This window comes from Actinobaculum sp. oral taxon 183 str. F0552 (genome assembly GCF_000466165.1).
In the GTDB taxonomy this organism is placed as follows: domain Bacteria; phylum Actinomycetota; class Actinomycetes; order Actinomycetales; family Actinomycetaceae; genus Peptidiphaga.
In genome coordinates this window covers 68,078-92,735 of sequence record NZ_KE951428.1, presented here as the reverse complement: position 1 = coordinate 92,735, position 24,658 = coordinate 68,078, and the positions used below count along the sequence as shown (strand labels likewise).

18 protein-coding genes and 1 pseudogene are annotated in these 24,658 nt (G+C 62.9%); 13 read left to right on the top strand and 6 right to left on the bottom strand.

The window, feature by feature from the left end; translation table 11 throughout:
• Positions 1-238: 238 nt before the first annotated feature.
• From eccB to HMPREF0043_RS05655, 3 genes are all read right to left on the bottom strand, one after another.
• Positions 239-1,714: a type VII secretion protein EccB gene (gene eccB, locus HMPREF0043_RS05665; RefSeq protein ID WP_021601984.1), complete on the bottom strand. Its 1,476-nt coding sequence runs from the start codon at positions 1,712-1,714 to the stop codon at positions 239-241.
• Between the two features lies 1 nt (position 1,715).
• Complete coding sequence (locus HMPREF0043_RS05660) at positions 1,716-3,050, bottom strand: EsaB/YukD family protein (RefSeq protein WP_021601983.1); 1,335 nt, start codon at positions 3,048-3,050, stop codon at positions 1,716-1,718.
• A 75-nt stretch (positions 3,051-3,125) separates the two neighbouring features.
• Positions 3,126-4,493: a hypothetical protein gene (locus tag HMPREF0043_RS05655; RefSeq protein WP_021601982.1), complete on the bottom strand. Its 1,368-nt coding sequence runs from the start codon at positions 4,491-4,493 to the stop codon at positions 3,126-3,128.
• Positions 4,494-4,593: 100 nt separating this feature from the next.
• Here HMPREF0043_RS05655 and HMPREF0043_RS05650 point away from each other — a divergent pair, with 100 nt between their 5' ends.
• The gene (locus HMPREF0043_RS05650; protein WP_040317934.1) at positions 4,594-8,613 is read left to right on the top strand and encodes a type VII secretion protein EccC; all 4,020 of its coding nucleotides are present in this window, start codon (positions 4,594-4,596) and stop codon (positions 8,611-8,613) included.
• Positions 8,614-8,842: 229 nt separating this feature from the next.
• On the opposite strand, the gene HMPREF0043_RS05645 is transcribed toward HMPREF0043_RS05650, so the two are convergent.
• Positions 8,843-9,571 carry an Fpg/Nei family DNA glycosylase gene (locus HMPREF0043_RS05645; RefSeq protein ID WP_332248431.1) on the bottom strand — a complete coding sequence of 243 codons (729 nt, stop codon included), beginning with the start codon at positions 9,569-9,571 and terminating at the stop codon, positions 8,843-8,845.
• Between the two features lie 451 nt (positions 9,572-10,022).
• Here HMPREF0043_RS05645 and HMPREF0043_RS11080 point away from each other — a divergent pair, with 451 nt between their 5' ends.
• The 10 genes and pseudogenes from HMPREF0043_RS11080 (at position 10,023) to HMPREF0043_RS10665 (ending at position 20,253) form a co-directional block, all read left to right on the top strand.
• Positions 10,023-10,340, top strand: a complete 318-nt coding sequence (locus HMPREF0043_RS11080) for a hypothetical protein (RefSeq protein ID WP_021601978.1) — start codon at positions 10,023-10,025, stop codon at positions 10,338-10,340.
• Positions 10,337-11,953: pseudogene (locus HMPREF0043_RS10690) on the top strand (alpha/beta hydrolase). Before HMPREF0043_RS11080 ends, HMPREF0043_RS10690 begins: the two are co-directional and overlap by 4 nt.
• Positions 11,954-11,965: 12 nt before the next feature.
• Positions 11,966-12,574, top strand: coding sequence for a hypothetical protein (locus tag HMPREF0043_RS11075; protein WP_156897531.1), 609 nt, complete (start codon positions 11,966-11,968; stop codon positions 12,572-12,574).
• A 178-nt stretch (positions 12,575-12,752) separates the two neighbouring features.
• On the top strand, positions 12,753-13,379 hold the full coding sequence (locus HMPREF0043_RS05635; protein ID WP_156897530.1) for a hypothetical protein: 627 nt from the start codon (positions 12,753-12,755) through the stop codon (positions 13,377-13,379).
• A gap of 377 nt (positions 13,380-13,756) precedes the next feature.
• Positions 13,757-16,366 carry an ATP-dependent chaperone ClpB gene (gene clpB / locus HMPREF0043_RS05630; protein WP_021601971.1) on the top strand — a complete coding sequence of 870 codons (2,610 nt, stop codon included), beginning with the start codon at positions 13,757-13,759 and terminating at the stop codon, positions 16,364-16,366.
• Positions 16,367-16,613: 247 nt separating this feature from the next.
• Complete coding sequence (locus HMPREF0043_RS05625) at positions 16,614-17,000, top strand: hypothetical protein (RefSeq protein ID WP_021601970.1); 387 nt, start codon at positions 16,614-16,616, stop codon at positions 16,998-17,000.
• The gene (locus HMPREF0043_RS10680) at positions 17,000-18,655 is read left to right on the top strand and encodes an alpha/beta hydrolase (RefSeq protein WP_156897529.1); all 1,656 of its coding nucleotides are present in this window, start codon (positions 17,000-17,002) and stop codon (positions 18,653-18,655) included. Before HMPREF0043_RS05625 ends, HMPREF0043_RS10680 begins: the two co-directional genes overlap by 1 nt.
• Positions 18,655-19,239 (top strand): DUF4853 domain-containing protein, encoded by a 585-nt coding sequence (locus tag HMPREF0043_RS10675; RefSeq protein ID WP_021601968.1) that lies wholly within the window; start codon positions 18,655-18,657, stop codon positions 19,237-19,239. The genes HMPREF0043_RS10680 and HMPREF0043_RS10675 overlap by 1 nt, the downstream gene beginning before the upstream one ends.
• Positions 19,229-19,654: an alpha/beta hydrolase gene (locus HMPREF0043_RS10670; RefSeq protein WP_198010290.1), complete on the top strand. Its 426-nt coding sequence runs from the start codon at positions 19,229-19,231 to the stop codon at positions 19,652-19,654. Before HMPREF0043_RS10675 ends, HMPREF0043_RS10670 begins: the two co-directional genes overlap by 11 nt.
• 62 nt (positions 19,655-19,716) lie before the next feature.
• Entirely contained in the window at positions 19,717-20,253 is a 537-nt protein-coding gene (locus HMPREF0043_RS10665) for a DUF4853 domain-containing protein (protein ID WP_198010289.1), read from the top strand.
• Between the two features lie 40 nt (positions 20,254-20,293).
• Here HMPREF0043_RS10665 and HMPREF0043_RS05615 read toward each other — a convergent pair whose 3' ends face one another.
• Positions 20,294-21,043: a serine hydrolase domain-containing protein gene (locus HMPREF0043_RS05615; protein WP_021601965.1), complete on the bottom strand. Its 750-nt coding sequence runs from the start codon at positions 21,041-21,043 to the stop codon at positions 20,294-20,296.
• Positions 21,044-21,405: 362 nt separating this feature from the next.
• Here HMPREF0043_RS05615 and HMPREF0043_RS05610 point away from each other — a divergent pair, with 362 nt between their 5' ends.
• Positions 21,406-22,176: an HAD-IIA family hydrolase gene (locus HMPREF0043_RS05610; RefSeq protein ID WP_021601964.1), complete on the top strand. Its 771-nt coding sequence runs from the start codon at positions 21,406-21,408 to the stop codon at positions 22,174-22,176.
• A gap of 417 nt (positions 22,177-22,593) precedes the next feature.
• On the opposite strand, the gene HMPREF0043_RS10205 is transcribed toward HMPREF0043_RS05610, so the two are convergent.
• A complete protein-coding gene (locus HMPREF0043_RS10205) occupies positions 22,594-23,673 on the bottom strand; it encodes an ROK family protein (protein ID WP_051317460.1) in 1,080 nt (359 codons plus the stop codon).
• A 19-nt stretch (positions 23,674-23,692) separates the two neighbouring features.
• On the opposite strand from HMPREF0043_RS10205, the gene HMPREF0043_RS11480 reads away from it, so the two are divergent.
• Complete coding sequence (locus HMPREF0043_RS11480; RefSeq protein WP_198010288.1) at positions 23,693-24,634, top strand: GntR family transcriptional regulator; 942 nt, start codon at positions 23,693-23,695, stop codon at positions 24,632-24,634.
• Positions 24,635-24,658: the final 24 nt, after the last annotated feature.

Below are 24,658 nucleotides of genomic sequence, written 5' to 3'. Positions count from 1 at the left end.
GCGGGCGGCATCGTCCGGGCATGCGCCGCCCCGGCTGTGCCGACGGCCAGGAGCGCGCAGGCGGCGCACAGCCGTTTCGCGGCGTCGCACGCCCGCGCACGGCCGGGTGTGCGCGCTGGCCGGGCGGCCGTCTTCCCGCGAGCTGGGCGACGGCGCCGCACCCCGCCGGCGGCGCGGGGCCGGCGGCTTGACGGTCCGGGGTCTCCTGGCGCTGCCGTCAGCTGGATTCCCCGCGACGTCAACTGGATCCCCCGCTCGGTTGCTGGCCTCCGCCCGAAGAGCCGCCGCCTCCCGTCTGCTGGCTTCCGCCCGATTGCTGCTGGTTGCCGCCCGAAGAGCCGCCGTTCTGCTGCTGGTTCTTGCGCGCCTTCTCGGGGACGGTCTTCCAGGCCGCCTCCGAGGAGAGCGTGGGCGTGGCCGTGTCCTGCTTGTTGGAGAACAGGTTCACCCAGGCGGCGGACGCTTTGAGGGGCGTGACCTGCGTATACCCGAACGCCTTGCCGGCGTCGTCGAGGCTGCCGAGCTTGTAGGCCAAGCCGTCCTCGTCGATCAGGTAGTAGAGGTTGGCGCCCTTTCCCGGCTGGGTGAGCAGCGCACCCGACTGGGATGCGACGCTGACGGTGTCGTGGGTCACCGTCGGTATGCCGCTTCCCTTCGCCAGGGTCGTGCTGCCGCCCGTTTCAGCGCGGGCGCAGGGTTTGTCGGGAGCGTCGAGCAACCCCGTGATGTTCTTCGGCCACGTGGGCCGCAGCTTGTTCTCGGCGAACTTGGCCTGGCCCACCTCGTGGGAGGTCAATTTCTTGGTCTCCGCCTTCGAACCGGTGGGGCTCATGGCGTACATGTGCCGCATCGTCGGCGTCATGCGTTCCAGCCCCTCCTTGCGGACGATGTAGCGGTTGTCCTTGTCGACGCCGTTGGAGACCTCGACGACCATGCCGATCTTGAGGCCGTCCGCTCCGGGGATGGCGTCGGAGGGGCTCCCCGCATCGGGGATCTCCAGGGGAACGAGGGGGTCGCCTTCCTTGAAGAGGTTGATCCAGCTGCTCGGCGCCTCGGCGGAGGGCGGCTCCGAGAAGCCGAATTCGTTCATCACCGCTCTGGCTGCGACCTTCTGATCCGTTGAGGAGTTGGTCTGGTTGAAGGAGTAGCGGTACTGGCCGATGACGATGTACGACTTCTCGGCATTGGTCACCAGGGCGCCGTCCGCGCCTGCGGGCTTGGTCGTGCCGAGGTTCACGCCCGTCCACAGGAGGCCGTCGTTGGCGACGCAGCTCGTCAGCCGGGCGTCCTTGATCTTCTTGGCGTCGGGGATCTTGTCGGGCGCCCCGGGAATCCCGACGACCGGGCCCAGCTCGACTTTGGCGAGGGCGTCGTCGCTGGCCGAGACCGTCTTCACCCCGGGGTAGAGCAGATGGGCCGAGGCGGCGTTGCGGATGGGATACAGCTTGCCGCTGATCGAGATGTAACGGGAGCCGTTGTCGGAGCTGATGACGAGTTTTCCGTCGTTCCAGCCGTTGGGGAGAGTAGGCAGGAAGAGCTTGGAGATCGCCGCTCCGACGACGAGCATCACCGTGAGGACCAGACCCGTGATGATCCCGCGCCACGGGCGGACCGGCGTGAGCTCCCTGCCGCCGGGCATGCCGGCCATGAAGGCCGTGACGAGGCGTTGGCGATTGAAACGCTGCCCGTCGAGGATGTCCTTCGTCGATGCCATATCACCACAACCTCAAGGCTAGAACCGCGGCGGGGACGAGGATGATTCCGGCGATGGTCTCGCCGACGTCGGCCGCCTGCCGCATCCACTGCGGCGTCGAACCGAGGACCAGGCCGAAGGCGATGAGGGCGCCGGCCAGCAGCGCCAGGACGATGACGAGGCCGAGCCACCAGCTCGGCTGGGTGACCATGACGGCCAGGCAGCCCAGCGCGAAGATCGACACGGCGATCACGTACTCGGAGACGACGTCCATGTGGGCGTAGTGGGCTCGCGAACCCAGCGTGAGGATCACGAGGATCCCCCCGAGGACGACGACCCCCCACTTGCCAGTGGCGACCGTGGACGGAGTGAGGACGGCCAGGGCGAACCCGTCCCCGCAGCGCACGGAGAACATGGCGCGCCGCCCGTGGAGGTAGTTCCTCTTGACGTACCCGGCGTCGATGGATCTGGTCTTCCCCTGCGATTCGGGGCCCGGGGAGAGCAGGGGGTCCGCGCTCTCCAACCGGCTCATCCGCAGGGACAGCTGGGGGAGGAGCAGAAGGACGATCCCCAGGAGGCTCGCGGTCACCACGGCGACGCGGTCGGAGGACCCTTCGAGGAACGTGTTGACGGTTCCGACGGTTCCTAGCACGACCCCGGCCAAGCCGGGCGCCAGCATCATCTCCTTCCACTCCGACAGCAGCGGCAGGGCGATGGCCGCGCCGATGGCGGCCCCGATGCCCGCCAGTGCCAGGGGGAGCGCGAAGCCGCCGTGCGCCGGACCCGTCCAGCCGCAGGCGGCCAGGAGTACGCATGCGACCAGGCCCATGGCGACGGCGTGCGAATGGCGTTCGCCTCGCTCGAGCACCCAGACGATCCCGAAGAGCAGAGCGGCCAGGCATCCCAGTATCACCGGCACGACGACGCCGGCCGTCGGACGGGCCTGGGAGAGGAGGAGCGTGGCGGCCACGAGCAGGGTCGCGGCCGCGCCGCTGGCGACGCCCGCCGCGTCGCTTTCGGTCCACGGCTTGTTGGACTCGTTGACCACGTCCGCGACGGCTTCGATGACGTCGTCGTATTTCTTCTCGGTCTCGCGCACTCGCGGCCCCAGGATCAGCAGGGTGCCGTTCTTCACGCCCTGGGCGGCGAACGTCAGCCCCGGATCGATCGTCGCCCCGTTGGACATGGTCAGGACGAAGCCCTGGATGGCCCTCCTGGGCGTGACGGTCAGGAAGCGCCGCGCGATGCTCGGCAGAAGCTCGGCGACGGGAAGGTTGGACGGCAGGAGGAGGTCCGCCTTCTTGTCCTCGTGCACCAGCGTCGTGCGGACGAAGGCGTCGGATGGCGTCTCAGGCATGGCTCACTCGATTCGTTGTTGTGCGGGAGGGCGGCGGCGTGGGAGGGCGGACCGGGGTTCGCGGCTTTCGGGGCGTCATGGGATCCCTCCCGTTCTAACGAGGGTGACCACGCCCATGCCGCAGAGAGCGAACGGGAGGGACCACGTGCAGCAGAAGCTCTGGAGGATGTCGCCCATCCGGGTGAACGCCAGGGACTTGCGGCCACGGCTGATGGGTATGCTCGCGACGAGGATCACCAGCGCCAGAACGGTCATCGTGCCGAACGCCATGAAGGGGTGTATGTGCCGGTTGACTGCGTCGTTGCGCGCCATGGCGAAGGTCGATGCGATCAACAGGAGCCCCACCGTGGCGCGCGGCAGGATCCGCACGTACGCCGCGGCCGCCGTCCTCGGGACGAGGAGGAAGGCCAGGCCGACGCATCCGACGGACACGCCGGCCAGCGCCCCCTGGGCGCCGCCGTGTCCCGCCGCCCGCAGCATGGCGGGAAGGGTGGCGACGACGTCGGCGCACAGCAGGAGCGTCCAGAGGCGGTATCGCGCGTCGCCCACCTTGACGATGGTCGCCGCCTCCTCTCCGGTGACCGGGTCGAGGTGACTCGGCTTGGCCCCCCGCACCGAGCTGGCCTCGCGGACGATCGTGGCCTCGTCGATGAGCCGGGACTGCGGCAGGTTCACCGAGAACCCGGGGAGCGCCTGCATGAGGGGCGCGGCGACGCCGAAGAGGGCCGCGTAGACGAAAACGACGTCGAGTTTGGTCAGCATGCACAGGAGGATCGCGGAAGCCCCGAGCAGCCCGACCGCCGCGCAGTCGCCCGAGACCCGCTCCGTGGGAGGGTCCTTCGGCCCGCGCCACGCCCATCGCACGGTCGCCAGAGCCCCGGCCGCCGCGAAGCCGCAGATGAGGGTCTGGTAGCGGGCGTCGTCGAAGTTGGACGCCGCGACGAGGATGCCCGCGCAGGCCCCGAACGCGACGGTGGCCAGGGTTTCGGAGACCGGATGGCCCTGGCACGGACGCAGCGCATAGAGGAGGCCGAGGAGGAGCATCAGCCCGGCGGCGATGAGCGTGTGGGTGCGGGATCGCGACGTCACGCCCAGGACGGCGGAAGCGGAGAGGAGGAGGGCGATGATGACCCCCGCCCAGGAGATGATCGGGGAGCGCTCGGTCTCCGCGACGTCCTGGAGCGCGGCCGCGCCGTCCGCCGCCGCTTGGGTGCTCACCTCGGCCGGCTGCAGAAGCACCAGTGCGCCGTTGCGGATCTCGCGGCCGATCACCATGGCCCCCGGGAGCTTCTCCCCGCCCGGAGTGCACGGCACGAGGTCCTCCGGGACCCGCCGGTTGCGCAGGACGCGCGCGAGGGTTACCCCCGAAGGCACGACGATGTCTTCGCGATGCCCCTCCATGACAAGGGTGAGATACGAGACTGACGCCGATGCTATGGTCATGCTCCCCCTTGTTCGCTGCGCGCTCCGTACCTAAGTATTATCGCTTAGAGGATCCACAATAGCCGCACAGCGTGAGACGAACCGATGTGGAGGATTACCCGTGGCAACGACGAAGCGACAGGCTCCCACGCCGCCGCCCCAGGAGGTGGTGGAACTCAAGGCACCGCCGGAGATCAAACGCTCGGAGGGACTGACCGGCGCTCTGGCGATGATTCTCCCCATGTTCGGCTCGATGGGAATGATGGTCGTCATGGCGATGTCCGGGCAGCGCTCCCCGCGCATGATCCTCATGTCCGGGCTCTTCGTGGTGGCGATGCTCTCTGTGGCCTTCCTCAACATCTACCGCAATCGCACGCAGCACCGCGACGCCGTCACCGGATACCGGCGCGAGTACCTGTCCTATCTGTCGAAGACGCGGAAGAACGCGCGCTCGGCGGAGAGCATGCAGCGCGAATCCTCACAGTGGCATATGCCTCACCCGTCCGATCTGCCGGTGCTCCTGGACGAGGGGACCCACGTGGGAGACCGGGAGCCGTCCGACAACGAGTTCCTGCTCATCCGCGTGGGAACGGCCGACCAGCCCTTCACCCTGACGATCGTCCCCGCGGAGACTTCGGAGCTGGGAGAGTCCGACCCCGTCGCCGAGTCGGCGGCGGCGCAGTTCCACAGCATGTACACGGACGTCAAGGATCTGCCCCTCGGCGTCGACCTGGCCACGGTCTCCCGGATCCAGATCGCGGGCCGCGGCGACATGGCCAGGGCCCTGGCGCGCGCCATGATCGTCCAGACGGCCACTTTCACCGACCCCGAGGACGTGCGCATCGCCATCCTCGCCAGCGAGGAGAGGATGGCGGACTGGGAGTGGGTCAAGTGGCTTCCGCACATCGCCTCCGACCGCATCTACGACTCGATCGGTCCGGCCCGGATGCTCGAATCCGATCCGACCGACCTCATCGACCTCCTGCCCGACGGCATCGTGGACCGTCCGCGGTGGGCCGCCGACCAGGGCGGATCGGAGCTGCCGCACCTGGTCGTCTTCAACGACGGCGTCGAGGTCCCCGAGGACCACCCCATCATCAGCCCCGACGGTGTCCTCGGGGTCACCGTGGTCGAGCTCCCCTCCGACTGGGCCTCGCTCACCGACCCCAACAGCGTGCGGCTGCAGCTGCAGGACAAGGGCGACTACATGGAGCTCTCCCTCCTGCAGGTCGGCTTCACCCCGGTGGTCGGGCGGGGAGACCGGATCGGCGTCGCGGAGGCGGAGGTCATCGCGCGCCGCCTGGCGACCCAGTCCGGCATCCAGACCGACGGCTCGGGCCAGGCCGTCGACGCCTCGGGCGAGGCCTCCGCCGAGCTCGTCGACCTCCTGGGGCTGGGCGACGTCCGCGACTTCGACGTCGCCGAGGGGTGGAAGCCGCGGCTGGCCAGGGACCGGCTCCGTGTCCCGATCGGCCTGACGCCCGAGCACAAGACCGTCCACCTCGACATCAAGGAGTCCGCCCTGGCGGGCATGGGACCGCACGGCCTGATCATCGGCGCCACCGGCTCGGGCAAGTCCGAGGTGCTGCGCACCCTCGTCCTCGCCCTGGCGATGACCCACTCCTCCGAAGAGCTCAATTTCGTGCTCATCGACTTCAAGGGCGGAGCCACCTTCGCCGGCATGTCGAAGATGCCGCACGTCGCGGCCATCATCACCAATCTCGGGGAGGACCTGACCCTCGTCGACCGCATGGAGGACGCCCTGCGAGGCGAGATGGCGCGGCGTCAGGAGATTCTCAAGTCCGCCGGCAACTTCAAAAACGTCGCCGACTACGAGAAGGCCCGCAAAGCCGGACGGCAGGATCTCAAACCGATCCCCACGCTCTTCGTGGTCGCCGACGAGTTCTCCGAGCTGCTGGCCGAGAAGCCGGACTTCATCGACATGTTCGTCGCGATCGGCCGCCTCGGCCGCTCTCTCCAGATCCACCTGCTCCTCTCGTCTCAGAAGCTGGAGGAGGGGCGTCTGCGAGGCCTGGACTCCCACCTGTCCTACCGCATCGGCCTGCGCACCTTCTCGGCCCAGGAATCCCGCACCGTCATAGGCGTGAACGACGCCTACGAGCTTCCCCCCATCCCGGGCGTCGGCTTCCTCAAGCCCGACACGTCGAACCTCATCAGGTTCCGCGCCTCCTACGTCTCCGGGCCCCCGCCGCGGCGCAAGGACCTCTCGGCGGCCGACATCGTCAACGAGTCGGACGAGATCGAGATCTACGACTTCACCGCCGCGCCCCTGCGCCTGGAGGAGAAGGACATCGAGAAGGCGGAGGAGGCCAAGGCGCAGGCTGAGGAGGAGCTCAGCGAGTTCTCGGACTCGGGGATCCCCGGAGTGCCCAACACGACCTTCGACATCGCGGTGGCGAGGATGGAGGGCAAGGGGCCCTCCGCCCACCAGGTGTGGCTGCCGCCGCTCGACGCGCCCGCCACCCTGGACTCCCTCATGCCCGATCTGCGGATCAGCCCCTCGCTGGGCCTCCACTCGCCGCGTTGGCGGGGGGCGGGCGCCTTCGTCGTCCCGGTCGGGGACGTCGACCGCCCGCTCGACCAGCGCCGCGACACCCTCGTGCTCGATCTGGACGGTTCGGGCGGCCACCTGGCGATCGTCGGCGCGCCGCAGTCCGGCAAGTCGACCTTCGCCCGGACGGTCGTCGGAGCGCTCGCGCTGACGCACACCCCCCAGGAGGTCCAGATCTACGTCATGGACTTCGGCGGCGGAACCTTCTCCGGCATGCGCGACCTCGCCCACATCGCGGGCGTCGCGCTGCGCACCGACGAGGCCCGGGTCAACCGCATCTACGCTGAGATCAACTCGATCGTCGAGGATCGGGAGAAGTTCTTCGCCGATCGGGGCATCGAGTCGATGGCCGCGTACCGGCGCCTGCGCGCCGAAGGGAAGATCGACGACGGCTACGGCGACATCTTCCTCGTCGTCGACGGATGGCCGACGCTTCGATCCGACTACGAAGACGTCGAGATGAAGCTCCAGGAGCTCATGCCCCGCGGGCTGAACTTCGGGCTGCACGTCGTCGCCACGGCTCTGCGCTGGATGAACTTCCGCACGGCCGTCAAGGACATGTTCGGCTCGAGGATCGAGCTGCGCCTCGGCGACCCCATGGACTCCGAATTCAACCGGAAACTCGCCGCCAACGTTCCCACCGGCACCCCGGGGCGAGGCCTGGAATCCGGCAAGCATCACATTCTCGGGGCCCTCCCGCGCGTCGATTCCAAACCCGACGGCAAGCAGCTCGCCGTCGGGGTGACGGACCTAGTCGAGCAGGTCGGCCACTCTTGGACCGGGGCCCCCGGCCCCAAGCTTCGCGAGCTCCCCTCCCGGGTGCACATCGACGAGGTCCGCGCGAGGGTCTCCCCCGAGGACCGCAGGGTCATCCTGGGGATCGGAGAGTCCAGGCTCGAGCCCTTCGGCATCGACTTCAACGAGAACGACCACTTCTTCTTCTTCGGCGACCGCGGAAGCGGCAAAACCGCTACCCTCAGGCTCATCGCCGCTGAGATCGCGCGGATCTACAAGCCCGACCAGGCCAAGATCTTCGCCCTCGACTACAGGAGCGCGCTGCTCGGAGAGCTTCCCGAAAGCCACATGGCCGCGCACTGCCGATCCACCGAGGACGCCCACACCAAACTGGGCGGGTTGGTCGGGTTCCTCAAGACGCGCGCTCCAGGGCCCGACGTCACCCCCAAGCAGCTGCGCGAGCGAAGCTGGTGGTCCGGCGCCGAAGCCTTCGTCCTGGTCGACGACTACGACCTCGTCCAGTCGACCGGCGGCGCGAAGGGCAACCCGATGGGCGTCCTGCAGCCGTACCTGTCTCAGGCGCACGATCTCGGGCTGCACGTCATCATCACCCGCCGCTCCGGCGGCGCCAGCAGGACGCTCTACGAGCCGGTCGTCCAGGCGTTGAACGACCTCGCCTCGCCCGCCATGCTGCTTCCCGGCAGCCCGGACGACGGCGCCCTCCTGGGGCGCATGAAGCCCCGGCCGGGCGTTCCGGGACGCGGGCAGTTCCGGTCCCGCGACATCGCCCGGGAGTCGATCCAGGTCGCCTGGCTTCCCATGTCTCACGGCTGAGCCGCTAACAGCCTGCCTGAGGCCCGAGACCCGCGGGCTTGAGCCTAGGTTCGCGGGAGGTTGGGCGAACCGTCGAGCTCAAGGCGGTTCGGGGTCCGGCTGGCTTGCGGGGGCAGCGTTCGTAGCCGGGCACCTTCGCAGCCCAACCTTCTTGCGGATGAGGGCCAGCGGTCAGCCCCCGGCGGGCGAGGCGTGGTCGGGGCTGCCCGATTGGGAAGCCGGCGCTGTTTCACCGCTGGCATCCGGGGCACCAGAAGAGCCGGCGGCCCACCAGGTCCTTCTCCACGATGGTCGTGCCACAGCGCAGGCAGGGCCGGCCCGTCCTGTGGTACACGGCGAAACGCCCGGCCTCTTCGTCGCCTTCCGGCACGGGCTCGGGGCGCAGATCGGGCGGAACCGTCCGGATCACCCCGCTGTCGACGTCGTCGGCCATGGTGGCCGCGAGGTCGTCCCACAGCGCGCCCAAGCGCTCCGGGGAGACCTCGCTTCCGGGCGTCAGGGGCGAGATGCCGGTGCGGAACAGGCAGTCCGCCCGGTAGATGTTGCCCGGTCCCGCTGCGATCGACTGGTCGAGGATCAGCTGGCCGACGGCGGCCCGCCGCGACCGGATCGTGGTGACGAAGCGCTCGCGGTCCCCGGGTTCGTTGCGGACGGGATCGGGCCCGAGCCTGGCCAGGACTGCGCGAACTCCCTGGCCGTCGAGCGCTTCGCAGCGCGCGGGGCCCGTCAGGTCCGCTGCCAAGTCTTCCGCCTCCAGCCGCAGGCGGACCGTAGCGCCCGGTTCGGGCACGGCCGCTGCGTTGCCGCCGCCGCGCAGCCCCGCACCGGCGACGTCCGTGGCGCGGGGGCCTGAGAACGACCAGCGTCCGTACAGGCCGAGGTGGACGTGGAGCCAGGCGGGGCCGTCGTCGCCGAGTAAGGGTTCGGCGGTGGGGGTCCTGCTCTCAGCGAATGGCATGAAGAAGTGCTTCCCCCACGCTTGAGCGTGGAAGGCGGTGAGGCCGTCTAGGCGCGCCGCCCCCTCGGCGAAACGCCCCTGCGGCGAAGACGCGGCGACTACCCGCCCTGCCAGGAATCCGCTCGCGATCCTCGCCAGGCGGTGGATTGCTTGACCTTCGGGCACGCGGCTCCCTTCGTGCGCTTCGACTCCCATGGTTCGCTCGGGGACTGGCTTCTAATCCCTGGTTTAGGATACGGGGCCGGCCTCGGCGGGAAAAGAGCGGCGGCGGAGCTTGTGCCTCTGTTCACTCGTCATTACGAAAAACCTTGGAAAGATCATTACCGCGTTTACGTTTGTCTGGAAAGTTTCCTTTTGGAAAAGTCCTTCCATCTACGCGGAAAGAGATGTAAGATGCTTTTTAAGAGGAAAGGGGCTTTCGCCCGTCGAATAGAACCTTAGGGAGCTCACCTTGTCCGAATTATTCGTTAATCTGGAGGATCTCGATGCCGCTGCGTCTAATGCGGAAAAAGCCCATCAAAGCGCCGAATCGGTAAAGCTTTCAACCAGTGTGAACGACGTCTCCGAGGCCATGCCGGGTGGGAGTTCGGGAAAGGCTGCTCTGGGGGCAGGAAGCTATATCGATCAGGCTGCCAGAAGACTGTCCGGGGCTTTGGAGGCTTTCAGCCAGTCGATAAGCGATTCGAAGAATACGTACAACAAAACTGATCATTCCGTCAGCGTGGAATTCTCACGGGTCGACAGTCAGCTTTCGGGAGGCGAGAAATGACCACGTGGTCGGATCTGCAGAAGTGGGATGGCGATAAATTCGATCACTTGATCGACGTATTGGTTGCGATCCGCCATAAGGCCTCTGATTCCGGTGAGTATGTCCGTGACATCGACGTTTCCAGTGGATGGACTGGCGCTGGTGCGACGGCCGCCCAGAATAGACGGAAGGACCTGGCCAACAGCTCCGCTTTTCTGCTGGCCAATCTCGGTGAGATGATCCGTATTACGGGTAAAGCTCAAAGTGATACGAGTACTGTCAAGACGCTCGTTTTCGAAGTTCAATCTTTAGCAGATCATTATGGTTTTAATATCTCCACTTCAGGAGAAGTTACCGATCCTCACCCCATTAAAAGAAGTATCAGTGACATAATGTCATTATGGGATACTGGCCATGACAACAAGAGAAAAGATCGGGAAAAAGCTCTCAAACAATGTCAAGAAAAACTCAAATACGTTATTCAAATGGCAAAATTAACTGATGAAATTTACACTAGAGATTTAAATGTCATCGCCAATGGAACAATGATCGTTAAGGAAGGTTTGGATTATCCAACACCTGGTCTCAGCGACATACCATCCAATAAAAAGGATCCGGTACAAGTTGCCGCTTGGCGGAATGCGCACACGGATAGAGAGAAAGAGGCTTTGATTCGTGACAATCCGGATCTGATAGGCAATTTGAACGGATTTGATGGGACGTCGAGGGACAAAGCTAACCGATGGAGGATCTCTAGAGACAAGGAAGCCCTTACGCGAAAGTATACTCCCGACCAGTTGAAGACGAATCAGGCCTACCAGGAGCTGAGTGCGATCGAACGCTCGCTCACAAAGAACAATGGCGATACTCAGCTTCTCGTCTATGAACCGGCGACGGGGGAGAAGGGACATGAGAAGGCGCGTGCCGCGATTTCCGCCGGGAATGTCGACACCGCGGATCATGTTGCCACTTACGTTCCCGGCATGGGGACCTCCGTCAAAGACAGCATGGAGGGCAATGTCAACGCCGTGACCAATCTGAAGAATGCTGCGATGGCGGAAGGGCAGAGTAAGAAAGTGGCCGTCGTAGCCTGGATCGGGTATGACGCCCCACCTGACCCTAAAAATAACCACGATTACTCGGTTTTGGATTTGAACAAGGCCAAATCTGGCGGGGAGTCTCTCGCACGGTTCGAAGAAGGCATCCGGGGCTCTTGAGATGCCAGCATCGGCGGGAAGTCGAACGTCCACATGTCGGTTTTGGCCCATTCCTATGGTTCGACGACCGCCAGTTATGGAATGGCCAGCTTGCGACGGGGAGTGGTCGACCATTTTGCTGTGTTTGGATCACCTGGCATAAAAGACGGTGCATGGCGAATGAATGTACCTAAAGGCCATAATTATGTGCTCGAATTCAATGATGACGTTATCAGAAAGGCTAATGCAGCAAAAAAGTTCTGGAAAACAGATGATAGCTTAGGATGGCATGGAAAGGATCCGACAATGGATTCAGGATTCAAAAAGCTTAATCCCTACGGCCCTACAACCAAAGAAACAGGACATTCTGGTTATCTCGTCGACGGAGGAGAGGCACAGATAAAAATCGCGAAAGTTGTTTTAGGAACCGCAGGATGATGAGGTGAATGTATGAAAAAGTTTCTTGTATGTATATTTATATTTTTCTTATCAACCAGTGCATGTTTAAGACAGGAGAAGAAAATGCAAGAACCTTCAGTTTTCGGTGATAGTAACGGTCATCATTTTTGGGATGGTGAGTTGCCCTTGAATCGACGTGTGAATATTGCGACGGTTTCTTCTCAACTTCAGATTGCTTTAGTTCGAGTGCGCGATCGAATTGATACGAACTTTGGTAAGCAAGAATGGACACTTGTGGACCCATCGGATCGGAATTTTTCTCACTGTAAAGATCGAAATGAAGAAGGGAGTGAAGATACGAGTATGCAGGGCTGGACTTCTGGCATTAAAAGTGCTAATTATAAATATATCTTGACCATATTAGAAAATGAATTACGGTTATATGGATTTAAAACAGTAATTGATCTTTCAGACAGTGATGCTTATAGGGCTAACATTCATGATAGAAAAAACGGAGGATATGTTGGTATTGTCATGAATAAAAACAATAATGTTTTAACTTTGAGATATACAACAGGCTGTCGGCCTAGTTCTGGCCCCGAAGGGGGGAATGAGCCTTCGGTAGAAGGCCGCTCCTCGGCTTCGAACGGCGCTTCATGACCGCCGATTACCGGAGCGTTGTAGTTTGGCGAAGATAATATGCGAAAGATTCGCACTTTGATACTGTCGGCAGATGAAAAAGCGACATGCTACGCTGAAAGCACTGTGCAACTGCAATGAGGAGATGATCGCCGTGAAACGGCCTATCGGATTCTATCGCTTTTCGCAATGCCCCAGAATGGCAGCGGGCCTTCTGGCTCTTGCATTCCTCTCGCCCATCGCCGCATGCTCGTCCAAGGGCTCATTGGACGACCTGAAGAACCCCACGCCCTCACGTTCCACGTCGTCCTTCAAGCCCTCGACCTCTGCGAGCATTGCCTCCGATACGCCGACTTGGAATTTCCCGGTGAACCTGGATGGGTGGAGAATGGACATCATCGATCGAGACGGCAAAAACCGGGCGATCAACTCGGCTGGATGCTATTTGACCACCAGTCAACGCCCCATCGCCGGGCCCCTCGAGGGGGACAGGGAAGAGTCCGAGTACCAGAATGAGCGCATAGCGACGACCTTGCGGTCCCAACTCACGAATGTGCAGGCCCAGCCGGCCTCCGAAACCAGGGTGTCCGGTTTCAGCGGAAAGAAGATCGAAGGCGCGGCCTCAGAGATCTCCTATACGGGCAAAGACGGGGTGGCATACAAGGGTTGGTATTGGTCGCGCGTGTTCGGCAAGATCAAGACCCCCGTGCTCCTTCAGTCAACTTACGCCTGCCCGGTGCAGGCATACTCTGCGGCGGAGCTGACGTCCATCATCAACGGGAAGCTTTCCATATTGTCGAGGGCCTCGGAGGACTTCGACGGTTGATCGGAAACCGACAACTCGAGGGTTGAAGGCGCGCACCCCCGCTCTGCCCTCCGAGTTCTCGCCTCCAGCTTCTTGTGGTTCCCGGAGCGTGCGCCATTGCGCTCGCCACCGCCGCTTTGCCCTACGGGCTCTCTGTAGTCCCTAACGTGCCCCGGTCCGCTGCGTCGACATGAGAGCGTAGCGCCTCGACGTGGCCCATGGCGTGCGCGGCCCCGGTGACTGGCGGGACTCCGCATGGCGAGGCTCCCCGCGGCCCTCGGCGTGCGCTCGCCTGCGGCTCCCAGTGGATTCGGAGCGGGACTTCCAAACTTGAGCGGAATAGGCTCAACATTCAGGGCGTTCCCTTCCATGGAAATCCCGTGAGAAGGAGAGAATCTATGGACAAACTGACGACGAAATCCCAGGAGGCCCTGGCTGAAGCGATCAGCCTGGCCGCCGAGAAGGGGAATCCTCAGGTCGAGCCTCTGCACCTGCTGAGCGCTTTGCTCGGCCAGCAGGGCGGAGTCGCCGTCGCTCTGCTTGACGCGGTCGGCGTCAATCGGGCGGACGTCATTGCGCGGACGAACGCCGCCATCGCGGCGCTTCCGGGCGCCGAAGGATCCTCGGTGCAGCAGCCGAGCGCATCGCGCACGCTCTCGCGCGTCATCAGCGACGCGGGCAAGGAGGCCACTGCCCTCGGCGACGCCTACATCTCCACCGAGCATCTGCTCATGGCTGTCGCCGCCTCGCAGAGCCAGGCGGGCGAGATCCTCCGCGCCGCCGGAACGGACCGCGACCAGCTCGCGGCAATCCTGCCGAACGTGCGCGGCAGCGCCAAGGTGACGAGCCCCGACCCCGAAGGCACCTTCCAGGCGCTCGAAAAGTACGGGGCGGACCTGACGGCGATGGCCCGCGAGGGCAAGATGGACCCCGTCATCGGCCGGGACTCGGAGATCCGCCGCGTCGTCCAGGTGCTTTCGCGGCGTACGAAGAACAACCCAGTCCTCATCGGCGAGCCCGGCGTCGGCAAGACGGCCGTGGTCGAGGGTTTGGCCCAGCGCATCGTGGACGGCGACGTGCCGGAGTCTCTGCGCGGAAAACGGCTCATCCAGCTCGACGTCGCCTCAATGGTGGCGGGCGCGAAGTACCGTGGCGAATTCGAAGAGCGCTTCAAGGCCGTGCTCCAGGAGATCAAGGAATCCGACGGGGAGATCGTCACCTTCATCGACGAGCTCCACACGATCGTGGGCGCGGGCGGCGGCTCCGAGGGCGCGATGGACGCCGGCAACATGCTCAAGCCGATGCTCGCGCGCGGCGAGCTGCGGCTCATCGGCGCCACCACCCTCGACGAGTACCGCGAGGGCATCGAGAAGGATCCGGCTTTGGAGCGGCGCTTCCAGCAGGTGTACGTGGGCGAGCCCTCGGTGGAGGACACCGTGGCGATCCTGCGCGGCATCGCGCCCAAGTACGAGGCGCACCACAAGGTGACGATCTCCGACGGCGCGCTCGTGGCCGCCGCGACGCTTTCGAACCGGTACATTCCCGGCCGCCAGCTGCCGGACAAGGCCATCGACCTCGTCGACGAAGCCGCCTCCCGCCTGCGCATGGAGCTGGATTCCTCGCCGGAGGAGATCGACGCCCTTCAGCGCCAGGTGGACCGCCTGAAGATGGAGGAGGCCTACCTCGTCGAAACCGACGGAGACGGTGACGCCGCGGCCGCCGAACGCCTCGACAAACTCCGTGCCGAGCTCGCTGACAAGTCCGAGGAGCTCGCCGCTCTCAACGCGCGGTGGGAGTCCGAGAAGGCAGGGCGCAACCGCGTCGGCGAGCTGAGGGTCAGGCTCGACGAGCTGCGCACCGACCTCGAGCGGGCCGTCCGCGAGGGCCGCTACGAGGAGGCTGGGCGTCTCCAGAACGGCGAGATCCCGACGATCGAGGCGGAGATCGCGCAGGCCGAGGCGGCTGAGGCCGCTGAGGCGGACGCCGACACGGAGCCGATGATCGCCGAGCGCGTGGACGCCGACGAGATCGCCGAAGTCGTCTCCTCGTGGACGGGAGTGCCCGTCGGGCGCCTGCTCCAGGGCGAGACGGAGAAACTCTTGAAGATGGAGAAGGTCATCGGCAAGCGGCTCATCGGCCAGACAGCCGCCGTGGCCGCCGTAGCCGATGCGGTGCGCCGCTCGCGGGCGGGCATCTCCGATCCCAACCGCCCGCTCGGCTCCTTCCTGTTCCTCGGGCCCACGGGCGTGGGCAAGACGGAGCTGGCGAAGTCGTTGGCGGAGTTCATGTTCGACGACGACCGCGCGATCGTGCGCATCGACATGTCCGAGTACAGTGAGAAGCACTCTGTCTCGCGCCTGGTGGGTGCCCCTCCCGGATACGTGGGATACGAGGAAGGCGGCCAGCTCACCGAGGCCGTGCGCCGCCGCCCGTACTCGGTGATCCTGCTCGACGAGGTCGAGAAGGCCAACCCGGACGTCTTCGACATCCTGCTCCAGGTGCTCGACGACGGCCGCCTGACCGACGGCCAGGGGCGCACGGTGGATTTCAAGAACACGATCCTCATCCTCACGTCGAACCTCGGCTCGCAGGCGCTCATGGACCCCGTGGCCGGCGAAGCCGAGAAGCGGGAGACCGTCATGCAGGCCGTCCGCGGGGCGTTCAAGCCGGAGTTCCTCAACAGGCTCGACGACATCATCGTCTTCGATCCGCTCTCACTGGACGAGATCGGGCAGATCGTCGACCTTCAGGTCGCGCAGGTCGCCGCGCGGCTCGCCTCCCGCCGCATCGCGCTCGACGTGACGTCGGGCGCCCGCGACATCTTGGCGGTGGAGGGCTACGACCCCGCCTACGGCGCGCGCCCGCTGCGGCGGCTCATCCAGCGCGAGATCGGCGACCAGCTGGCCCGCATGCTCCTATCCGGCGAGGTGCACGACGGCGACACCGTTACGGCCGACGCCGCTCCTGATGGGAAACAAGGCTTGACCTTGACCGTCGAGAACGGCTGATCGCCGGGCGGCCCTCCTATCGGGCGATTGCCGTCAGTCGAGTGCTGAAAGGATGTGGGCGGCCGGTTATGGCCGCCCACATCGCAGCGAGAACGGCTGTTTCCCCGATCCCCGTTTTCCACGGAGAAAAGGGGGAAAACTGCGAATGCCCAGCGAATCCGATTAATGCCTTGTATGCACGCTCACAACTTGCTATGTTTGCATGCATTAGCTCATATAAAGGATTTCTCACTGTAAGGGGTGAACTATGGGCGAAATTCACATTGTGGAAGGGGATTTGGAGTCCTTCGCTAAGACGGTGGGGGATATTCCGGAGGAACGGTTGAATTCGGTGGACAGCGAAACATCCTTGCGTGAAGCGACGGTGGGCATGCCTGGATCGGATTCGAAGGCGTATGCGGCCGGCTACGGGGCGGCTGTCAACGAGGAATGCAAGAAGGCGTCTGCGGGGTTCAAGAAGTTCAAGGAGAACATGCTGGCCGCTGCGGCCGAGTATTCGCAGGCAGAGGATGACACGACGGCGGCGTGGAGGCGCTTTTCCCAAGAGGCTCAGGCTCCCGGGCCGTCGCGTGTGGGCGTGCCTGGGGTGGATCGGCGCGGTGGGCGTCTCGTTCATGGCGGGGGTGATCGGTGATGGGGTTGTCGTGGTCGGATGTCAAGGATTGGAAGTCGTCCTATCTGGAGAGCCAGGCTGAGCGGCTGCGCGCTGAGCGGGCGAAGTGGCTTCAGGGGGCGTCTGACGCTGAGGTGGCGATGAGCAAGGTGGCTTCCTCGGGTGCGGGGGTGGAGGCCGCCAAGGCTTCGCTGAGGAAGAAAATCGAGCAGGTGGACGTGTGTGTGAACAAGTTGTCGGAGTTGATGATGGCCACCTCGCAGGCGTGTGACGGGGTGTGGTCTGTTCAGACCAGGATTCTGGAGTGCAAGCAGTATGCTGAGATGCACGAGCTGCGCATCCGCAGTGACGGGGGCGTGGAATCGCAGCCGGGCAAGGATGCCAGTGGTGATGATGAGAAGAAGCTGGCCGGCAAGGTCTCCGAGGTCCTGACGTATGCCGGGGCGGTGGACCAACGCTACAAAATGCGGATGTGGGCTGTGGCCACGGGCATGTATGCGTCTCCTGAGACGCATAAGTCGGCCAGTCCGGGTCTGTATAATTTCCCGCAGGCGGAGTGGTCGGCCACGGAGGTGGCCGTGTGGTGGAAGGCGTTGTCTGCGGCGGAGAAGCAGGATCTGATCGCCCATCATCCGGAGATGATCGGCAATCTCAACGGTGTGGACATGGCCTCCCGCGACCAGGCCAACCGCATCCTGTTGCCGCAGAAAATTTCGCAAGCTGAAGCGAAAGTTCAAGCATTACGTGCAACATTCAAAATGAACCCGAGTGAATACTATCGTCACGATCGCGTTCCTAAATCGAAAGTAGCTGTTAACAGCGAACTAGAATGGGAAGAAAAAAGACTCGCTGACCTTAAAGCCATTCGTAGTACTTTAGAAGAAAATGACAAATTGAGAGAAAGTAAACCCCATACACCTAAGCGTGGTCTTGTTTACATGGACGATTCGAAGAAGGACGACCGCGTCAAGGTCGCCATATCGACTGGTGACGTCGACCATGCCAAACATGTCAGCACCATCCTGCCTGGCATGAATAATGTTCCATCTGAAGATATTGGTGATCATGTAAAAAATGCCGAAAGAGTACGACAGCATTCTATACGCAATGCAAAAATATCTTCTGAGCAGGTAGCAACAATTGCGTGGATGTATGATACGCCGCAGGGTGGGCAGGTGGTATCGTCGAAGTATGCGACGAAGGCATCGCATGAGATCGGGTCAGCCCTGGAGGGAATGCACGCCTCTCGCCATACAAACGGTATTGAACGCGCGCACACTTCCCTCTTGGGGCATTCCTATGGGTCGACGACGGCGGGCAAGGTCGCCAAAATGATCCGCAAGGGCGTTCTCGACGATCTGGTAATGTATGGATCACCAGGCGCAGGCGCTCGTGATACTAGAGAATATAATCTAGATCACGGTAGGCCTTATGTTTCAGGAATTAAGTCTGATGATGCAGTTAAGGGTAAAGGAACTCTTAACAGTAAATTCGGTAATAATCCAATGTTTATGCCGGGTGTCAAACATCTCGCGAATAACTCGGAGCGTGATCGTTCATTTTTTATTCCTTGGAAAATGTTCGATCGACATTCGGAGTATCTTGAAGAGGGAACGAGTTCCTTAGAAGATATTTCTCGAGTTGTTACTAAAGTTCCAGTGAAGGGAGAACGATAATGAAGTTTTGTCGAAAAATATGCTCAATTACTTTATGTTTGATTATTATTTCATGTTCTTCGATATCTAGAAACGAAAAACATAGACAAATTGGAGATGGAACTAAAGAATTGAGAAAGCGGCAAACTATTGAAGAATATAAACGAAATACACTTCCACGTATTGAAAAGTTTCTAACTAAACTATCGCTCGCTGGCGCAGGAGAATTGGTCTATGAAGAAAGCGACTACGATGAAACGTGCGGAGAAAATAAAGAAGGGAAAAATTATTTGAGCGCTAATATAAAAGGTCGTTCAATTGACGTAAATAAGGTCATAAAATATGGTAATGATATTTTGAAGCCTGCAGGTTTTTCTAAAAGAACTGAACGGAAATACGATAATGGAGACATTGTACTCTATTGGCTTAACGTAAAAGATGGAGGTTATGTATCACTTACGGTTTCTCCGCAGGACTTCATTGGAATTTTCTATGTTTCTGGATGTCGTCCGACTGATGGGACTACGACGCCTTCGCCGAGTCTCACACCTAAGAAAACATGGTCCGGATACGAGACAACTCACTCTGACACCGATGAAGAATAGAATTGGGCGTGCGCATACGTCTTTGCTGGGGCATTCTTACGGGTCGATGACGGCGGGTAAGGTCGCCAAAATGATCCGCAAGGGCGTTCTCGACGATTTGGTGATGTATGGATCGCCGGGTGCAGGTGCTCATGATGCTAGAGAATATAATCTAGATCACGGCAGGCCTTATGTTTCAGGAATTAAGACTGATGATGCAGTTAAGGGTAAAGGAACTCTTAATAGTAAATTCGGTAATAATCCAATGTTTATGCCGGGTGTCAAACATCTTGCGAATAATTCAGAGAGAGATCGTTCATTTTTTATTCCTTGGAAAATGTTCGACCGGCATTCGGAGTATCTTGAAGAGGGAACGAGTTCCTTAGAAGATATTTCCCGAGTTGTCACAAATGTTCCGGTGAAAGGAAAGAAATGATGAGATTTCGTTATCGCATATGCGCACTATCTGTATGCATTGTTCTTGTATCGTGTTTATCTATGAAAGAAGAAAAACATAAGCATTTTTGGGATGGTTCTAAGGCTTTTGAGAAGCGGCAGACTATTGAGGCTTATAAACGCGATACTGTGCCCATGATCGAAAAGTTTCTGGTGCGCATTTCCCAGGCTGGCGCGGGGGAATTCATCTTTGATGGAGACGATCAAGATCGTCGGTGCGGGGAGAATGATAATGGTTATGATTATTGGAGTCCAAATATATCTGGAAAGCCGATTGAAGTGGCTGAAGTGATCAAAGCCGGTGACAAATACCTTGTTCCTGCGGGTTTCTCGAAAAAAACTCAGCGCAAACACGAGAATGGAGATGTTAGATTCTTTTGGATGAACAAAAAGGACGGTGGGTATGTCACTGCGATAGTATCGCCGAAAAGCCATACGGGGATATACTACATCTCAGGATGCCGTCCAAGCGACGGAAGCGCGACACCGTCGCCAAGTCCAACGCCCACGGGAAAGCTACCTGACGCCACTAATTCTAGCTATAAGACATCAGATCCAAATAGCACGCCAACCGAATAATTTGTTGCCAACGCATTGCTTGGAAGGCAATAATACAGGTCTACATCGCTCGCATGGCGTCCGTCAGCGCCGGCCAGGCCTCGGCATGCTCCGTTCCGAATGGTTTGGCTCCGAGGAATGCCCCGGTGCGCCCGGCGTCCGGATCGACCCACAGGAACGATCCCGCCTGGCCGAAGTGCCCGAAGGCGCGCGGCGAAAACGAAACACCCGTCCAGTGCGGAGCCTTGTGGTCTCGGATCTCCACACCGAGCCCCCACGCATTGTCCGCCTGCCGTCCGTAACCGGGAAGAATCCCCGAAATCCCAGGGAACTGCGGCGAGGTGGCCTCGGTGTGAAGGTCGGCCGAAATCAGAGTCGGAGCGAGGAGCTCCCTCCCCAAGGCGAGGAGATCGCGAACCGACCCTTCACCCGAATGCGCCGGAGAACCCGGAATCGCGGTCGCCGACATCCCCAGGGGGATCAGCACGGCTTCCTCCATCCACTCCCGAATGCCCACGCCCGTCGCCGCCTCGACGCGCTCGCCCAGAACTTCGAATCCGAGATTCGAGTACACTCGGCGCCGCCCCGGCGGGGAGATGGCCGCACCGCCTTCGAACGGCAAGCCCGAGGCGTGTGCGAGCAGATGACGAACCGTCGAACCGGGCGGCCCAGCCGGATCCTCTAGCGAAATGAGACGGCGCTCCACCGCGATCAGCGCCGACAGCGCCGCCACCGCCTTCGTCACCGACGCCATCGGAAAGACGGCGTCGAGATCCCCGCAGGACGCGATGACCGAATCGGCGTCCGCCACGCCGAAAGCGTGCGGAAAGGAGAAACCGCCGAAACCGTGCGAAGAGGGGGCGGAGGGGATGCCGTGCGCATTTGAGGGGGCGCCGTACACAGCGCCGTGCGCAGGGGGATCTTCCGCGGAATCAGAGGCCGGGGAGCGAAGGCGTGCCGCGGAGGAGGACGCGTCCGGTGGAAGGCTCACCGGCTCAGTTTGCCATGCCCGAACCGACGGACGGAAGACGCTGGTCCGCATATCGTGCCGGGGGATTCCCGAAGTCGGCCACGGCGCGGCCGTGCCCTCGCGTGTCCTGACCCGCTGTGAGAAGTCGCCTACGGTGGGTTCAGCTATCCACTCGAAGGGGAGGCACCCCGTAGACTACGGCCATGCGCACGATCAAGAATTGGCTGACCGACATGGACGGTGTCCTCATCCACGAGGAGAAGGCTCTGCCGGGTGCCCCGGAATTCATCGACACGCTTCGCGAACGCGAACTCTCCTTCCTCGTTCTGACGAACAATTCGATCTTCACCCAGCGTGATCTCGCCGCGCGCTTGGAGGCCTCCGGGGTCTCCGTGCCCGAATACAACATCTGGACCTCGGCTCTGGCCACGGCCAGCTTCCTCGCTACGCAATCGGATTCCCGACGCGCCTACGTTGTCGGCGAAGCGGGACTGACCACTGCGCTATACGAAGTGGGTTTCGTGATGACCAACATCAAACCCGACTTCGTCGTGCTGGGCGAGACCAGGACCTACAGCATCGACGCTCTCACCCAGGCCATCCGCTTGATCGACGAAGGCGCGCGCTTCATCGCCACGAACCCCGACGTGACCGGCCCCTCCGCCGAAGGGCCGATCCCGGCCACCGGCGCGGTGGCGGCGATGATCACCGCCGCCACGGGCAAAGTCCCCTACTACGTCGGGAAGCCGAACCCGATCATGCTGCGCAACGGGCTCAACAAGATCGACGCGCATTCCGAAGAGACCGCTTTGATCGGCGACCGCATGGACACCGACATGCTCGCCGGCATGGAGGCGGGTCTGCAGACCCACCTCGTCCTATCCGGATCGACCACTCGCGACGACATCGGGAAGTTCGCCTTCCGCCCCGACTACGTGCACGAGGGGATCGGGGAGCTCCTCGACCTCATATAGCCGACACAGCAGAAGCGAATCCGCGCTCCCGGCCCGGGGCCCGCCGCCTCTGCCGGAAGCGCGTCTGGCCCTAACGGCCCCTTGCGCTGTCGGCCCGGCGTCATTGGAACGCTGGGCCGACATGCACGCACGCAGGGCTCGCACAATGCCTCTTCGCACAGCGCCTTTGGAGTCGGAACTGACGAAGCTGAGTCGGGGTGCGCGGGACCGAGTCCATTTGGGGCGGCACCCCATGTCGAGAGGCCTCGGGTTAGCGCAGGCTTCGAGCGGCTGGATCGGGCGGCCCGTAGACGACATCCAGGAAGGGGTGCCGTGAACAGGCTTCGGGCGCCTGGATCGGGCTCTTTCCAAGCGAAATCTCGGGTCGCGCGGGTTGGTTGCGGCTGCAGGAGGCCTCCGGGCACGTGGGTTACGCGGTTACAGGAATGCGGCGCCCACGAGGCTCACGTCGTCGCCGAGCTGCGCTGGGACGACGATCCCCGCGCGGTTGGCGGGCACGAGCGCCTCCCGGGCGACGCATTCGCAGGCGCGGGATATCCACTGCGGATGTGCGATGGCTACGCCGCCGCCGATCACGATGAGCTCGGGATTGAACGCATTGGCCATGTCGACGCAGGCCGAGGCCACCGCCCGTGCGGCCGACTCGAGCACCAGCCGGGCGGCGATGTCGCCCGCTGCGGCGCACTCGTCGACGTCCTTGCCGGTCAGGGCCCGCCCCGACGCCAGGATCTCATGCAGCGGACCGCCTTCTTCCGCCAGGTCGCCCGCCCGCCGGGCGATCGCGGGGCCCGAGGCTATGGCCTCCAGGCATCCGCGCCGCCCGCAGCCGCAGGAGGGACCGACCCGGTCGACGCTGATGTGCCCGATCTCCCCGGCGACGCCGTCGACGCCGCGGAGCAGGCGCCCGTCCAGCATGACGGCGCCGCCGACGCCGGTCGAGACCGTCATGTAGACGAAGTTGGCCACCCCGCGCGCGGCGCCGAAGGCGTGCTCTCCCAGCGCCGCGACGTTAGTGTCGCGATCGACTCGCACGTCCAGGCCGGTCGAGCGCGCCAGGTCCGCCCCCAGGTCCAGGCCCGCCAGGTTGGAATCGGTGTTCGGAGGGGTGAAGAGCCGGCCCGTCGCCGGGTCGACGGGGCCCGTGACGCTCACGCCGAGACGGGCGCCGTCGAGGCGGACCCCGTCGGGGGAGCTGGAGTCCCACCCGCCGACGGCGCCGACCTCGCCCAGCGCCTGCAGGCAGGCGTCGATGATGCCGCGTCCCTCCTGCCCTTTGGGCATGGGGCGCCGGCTCCGGGCTTCGAGCGCGCCCCGGGGGGAGAGGCGGGCGGCGCGGATCCAGGTTCCTCCGATGTCGAGGGCGAAGACGGCTCCGGCGTTCGAATCGGGGATCCGTCTATCGGTTTCGTCGTCGCAGGAGGCGGGGGCGACGACCGCGTTTGCGGCGCCGTTGTCAGTGTTCGCTGGAGTGTTGACAGCCGAGGTGAAAGAGTTCATAATTAAGTATAACATTATAATGAATCCGAGGGAACACAAGGAGGTGTGCGGAATGGGCGGCGAACGCGATGGCGAGGCCGGCGGACCCTCACGGGCCGGCGTCTCGGCAGCACGGGATTCGCTGATCGGCGGGGATGAATCCGTCGATTCCTCCGGCGGAGCCGTCGCGAGCGGCGAGTCCGCGGAGCGTTCCGCGCACGGAGCTTCGGGCGACGGGCCGGGCATCCAGCTCGTCCGCGGCCCGGTTCCCCTGTACCACCAGGCTTACAACGCCCTTCGTCGTGAAATCGACTCGGGCCGTTGGGGGCCGGGTGACAGGCTCCCCACGGAGCGCGAGCTCGGTGAGTCCTTCGGGTGCAGCCTCGTGACGGTGCGTCGCGCACTGGACGAACTCGTACGCGAGGGGAGTATCGTCAGGACCCGCGGCAGGGGCACGTTCGTCCGCGAACGGGCGATCGAGCGCGAGCTGGCCGACCTGACGAGCTTCACCGCCGAGATGGCCCTGAAGGGGCTGACGCCGCGGACGGAGACGCTCTCGACCGAGATCGTCGAATCGACGCCTTCGACCGCCGAACGTCTCGGCATCGAACTCGGGCTCCCGGTCTACTCGATCGAGCGCCTTCGCATCGTCGGGGACGAGCCGCTCCTTCTGGAGCACGTCTTCATCCCCGAGCACTTCTTCCCAGGACTGCTGTCCATCGATCTCAACACGACGTCGCTCTACGCCCACCTGTCGGAGCGGTACGGGGTCGATCTGGTCGGCGGTCACGAGACGCTTGAGCCCGCTCTACCCAGCGACCGCGAAGCCAGGCTCCTCAAGCAGGATCGCGGTGAGCCGGTCCTCCTGCTCAAGCTCGTCTCGTCCAGCGCCGACGGCCGGCCGATCGAATACTGTAGAACAGTGGTCAAAGGCAGCCGAGCCAAGTACCACATCGACGTTTCCCGTCCCAGAACCGAGTAGGCGGGACATCCTCACCACACAATC

Coding starts and splice junctions, on each gene's coding strand:
- eccB (WP_021601984.1), bottom strand. CDS start 1,714: ATGGCATCGACGAAGGACATCCTCGACGGGCAGCGTTTCAATCGCCAA.
- HMPREF0043_RS05660 (WP_021601983.1), bottom strand. CDS start 3,050: ATGCCTGAGACGCCATCCGACGCCTTCGTCCGCACGACGCTGGTGCAC.
- HMPREF0043_RS05655 (WP_021601982.1), bottom strand. CDS start 4,493: ATGACCATAGCATCGGCGTCAGTCTCGTATCTCACCCTTGTCATGGAG.
- HMPREF0043_RS05645 (WP_332248431.1), bottom strand. CDS start 9,571: ATGCCATTCGCTGAGAGCAGGACCCCCACCGCCGAACCCTTACTCGGC.
- HMPREF0043_RS11075 (WP_156897531.1), top strand. CDS start 11,966: ATGAAAAAGTTTCTTGTATGTATATTTATATTTTTCTTATCAACCAGT.
- HMPREF0043_RS05635 (WP_156897530.1), top strand. CDS start 12,753: ATGGCAGCGGGCCTTCTGGCTCTTGCATTCCTCTCGCCCATCGCCGCA.
- clpB (WP_021601971.1), top strand. CDS start 13,757: ATGGACAAACTGACGACGAAATCCCAGGAGGCCCTGGCTGAAGCGATC.
- HMPREF0043_RS05625 (WP_021601970.1), top strand. CDS start 16,614: ATGGGCGAAATTCACATTGTGGAAGGGGATTTGGAGTCCTTCGCTAAG.
- HMPREF0043_RS10680 (WP_156897529.1), top strand. CDS start 17,000: ATGGGGTTGTCGTGGTCGGATGTCAAGGATTGGAAGTCGTCCTATCTG.
- HMPREF0043_RS10675 (WP_021601968.1), top strand. CDS start 18,655: ATGAAGTTTTGTCGAAAAATATGCTCAATTACTTTATGTTTGATTATT.
- HMPREF0043_RS10670 (WP_198010290.1), top strand. CDS start 19,229: ATGAAGAATAGAATTGGGCGTGCGCATACGTCTTTGCTGGGGCATTCT.
- HMPREF0043_RS10665 (WP_198010289.1), top strand. CDS start 19,717: ATGAAAGAAGAAAAACATAAGCATTTTTGGGATGGTTCTAAGGCTTTT.
- HMPREF0043_RS05610 (WP_021601964.1), top strand. CDS start 21,406: ATGCGCACGATCAAGAATTGGCTGACCGACATGGACGGTGTCCTCATC.
- HMPREF0043_RS10205 (WP_051317460.1), bottom strand. CDS start 23,673: ATGAACTCTTTCACCTCGGCTGTCAACACTCCAGCGAACACTGACAAC.
- HMPREF0043_RS11480 (WP_198010288.1), top strand. CDS start 23,693: ATGAATCCGAGGGAACACAAGGAGGTGTGCGGAATGGGCGGCGAACGC.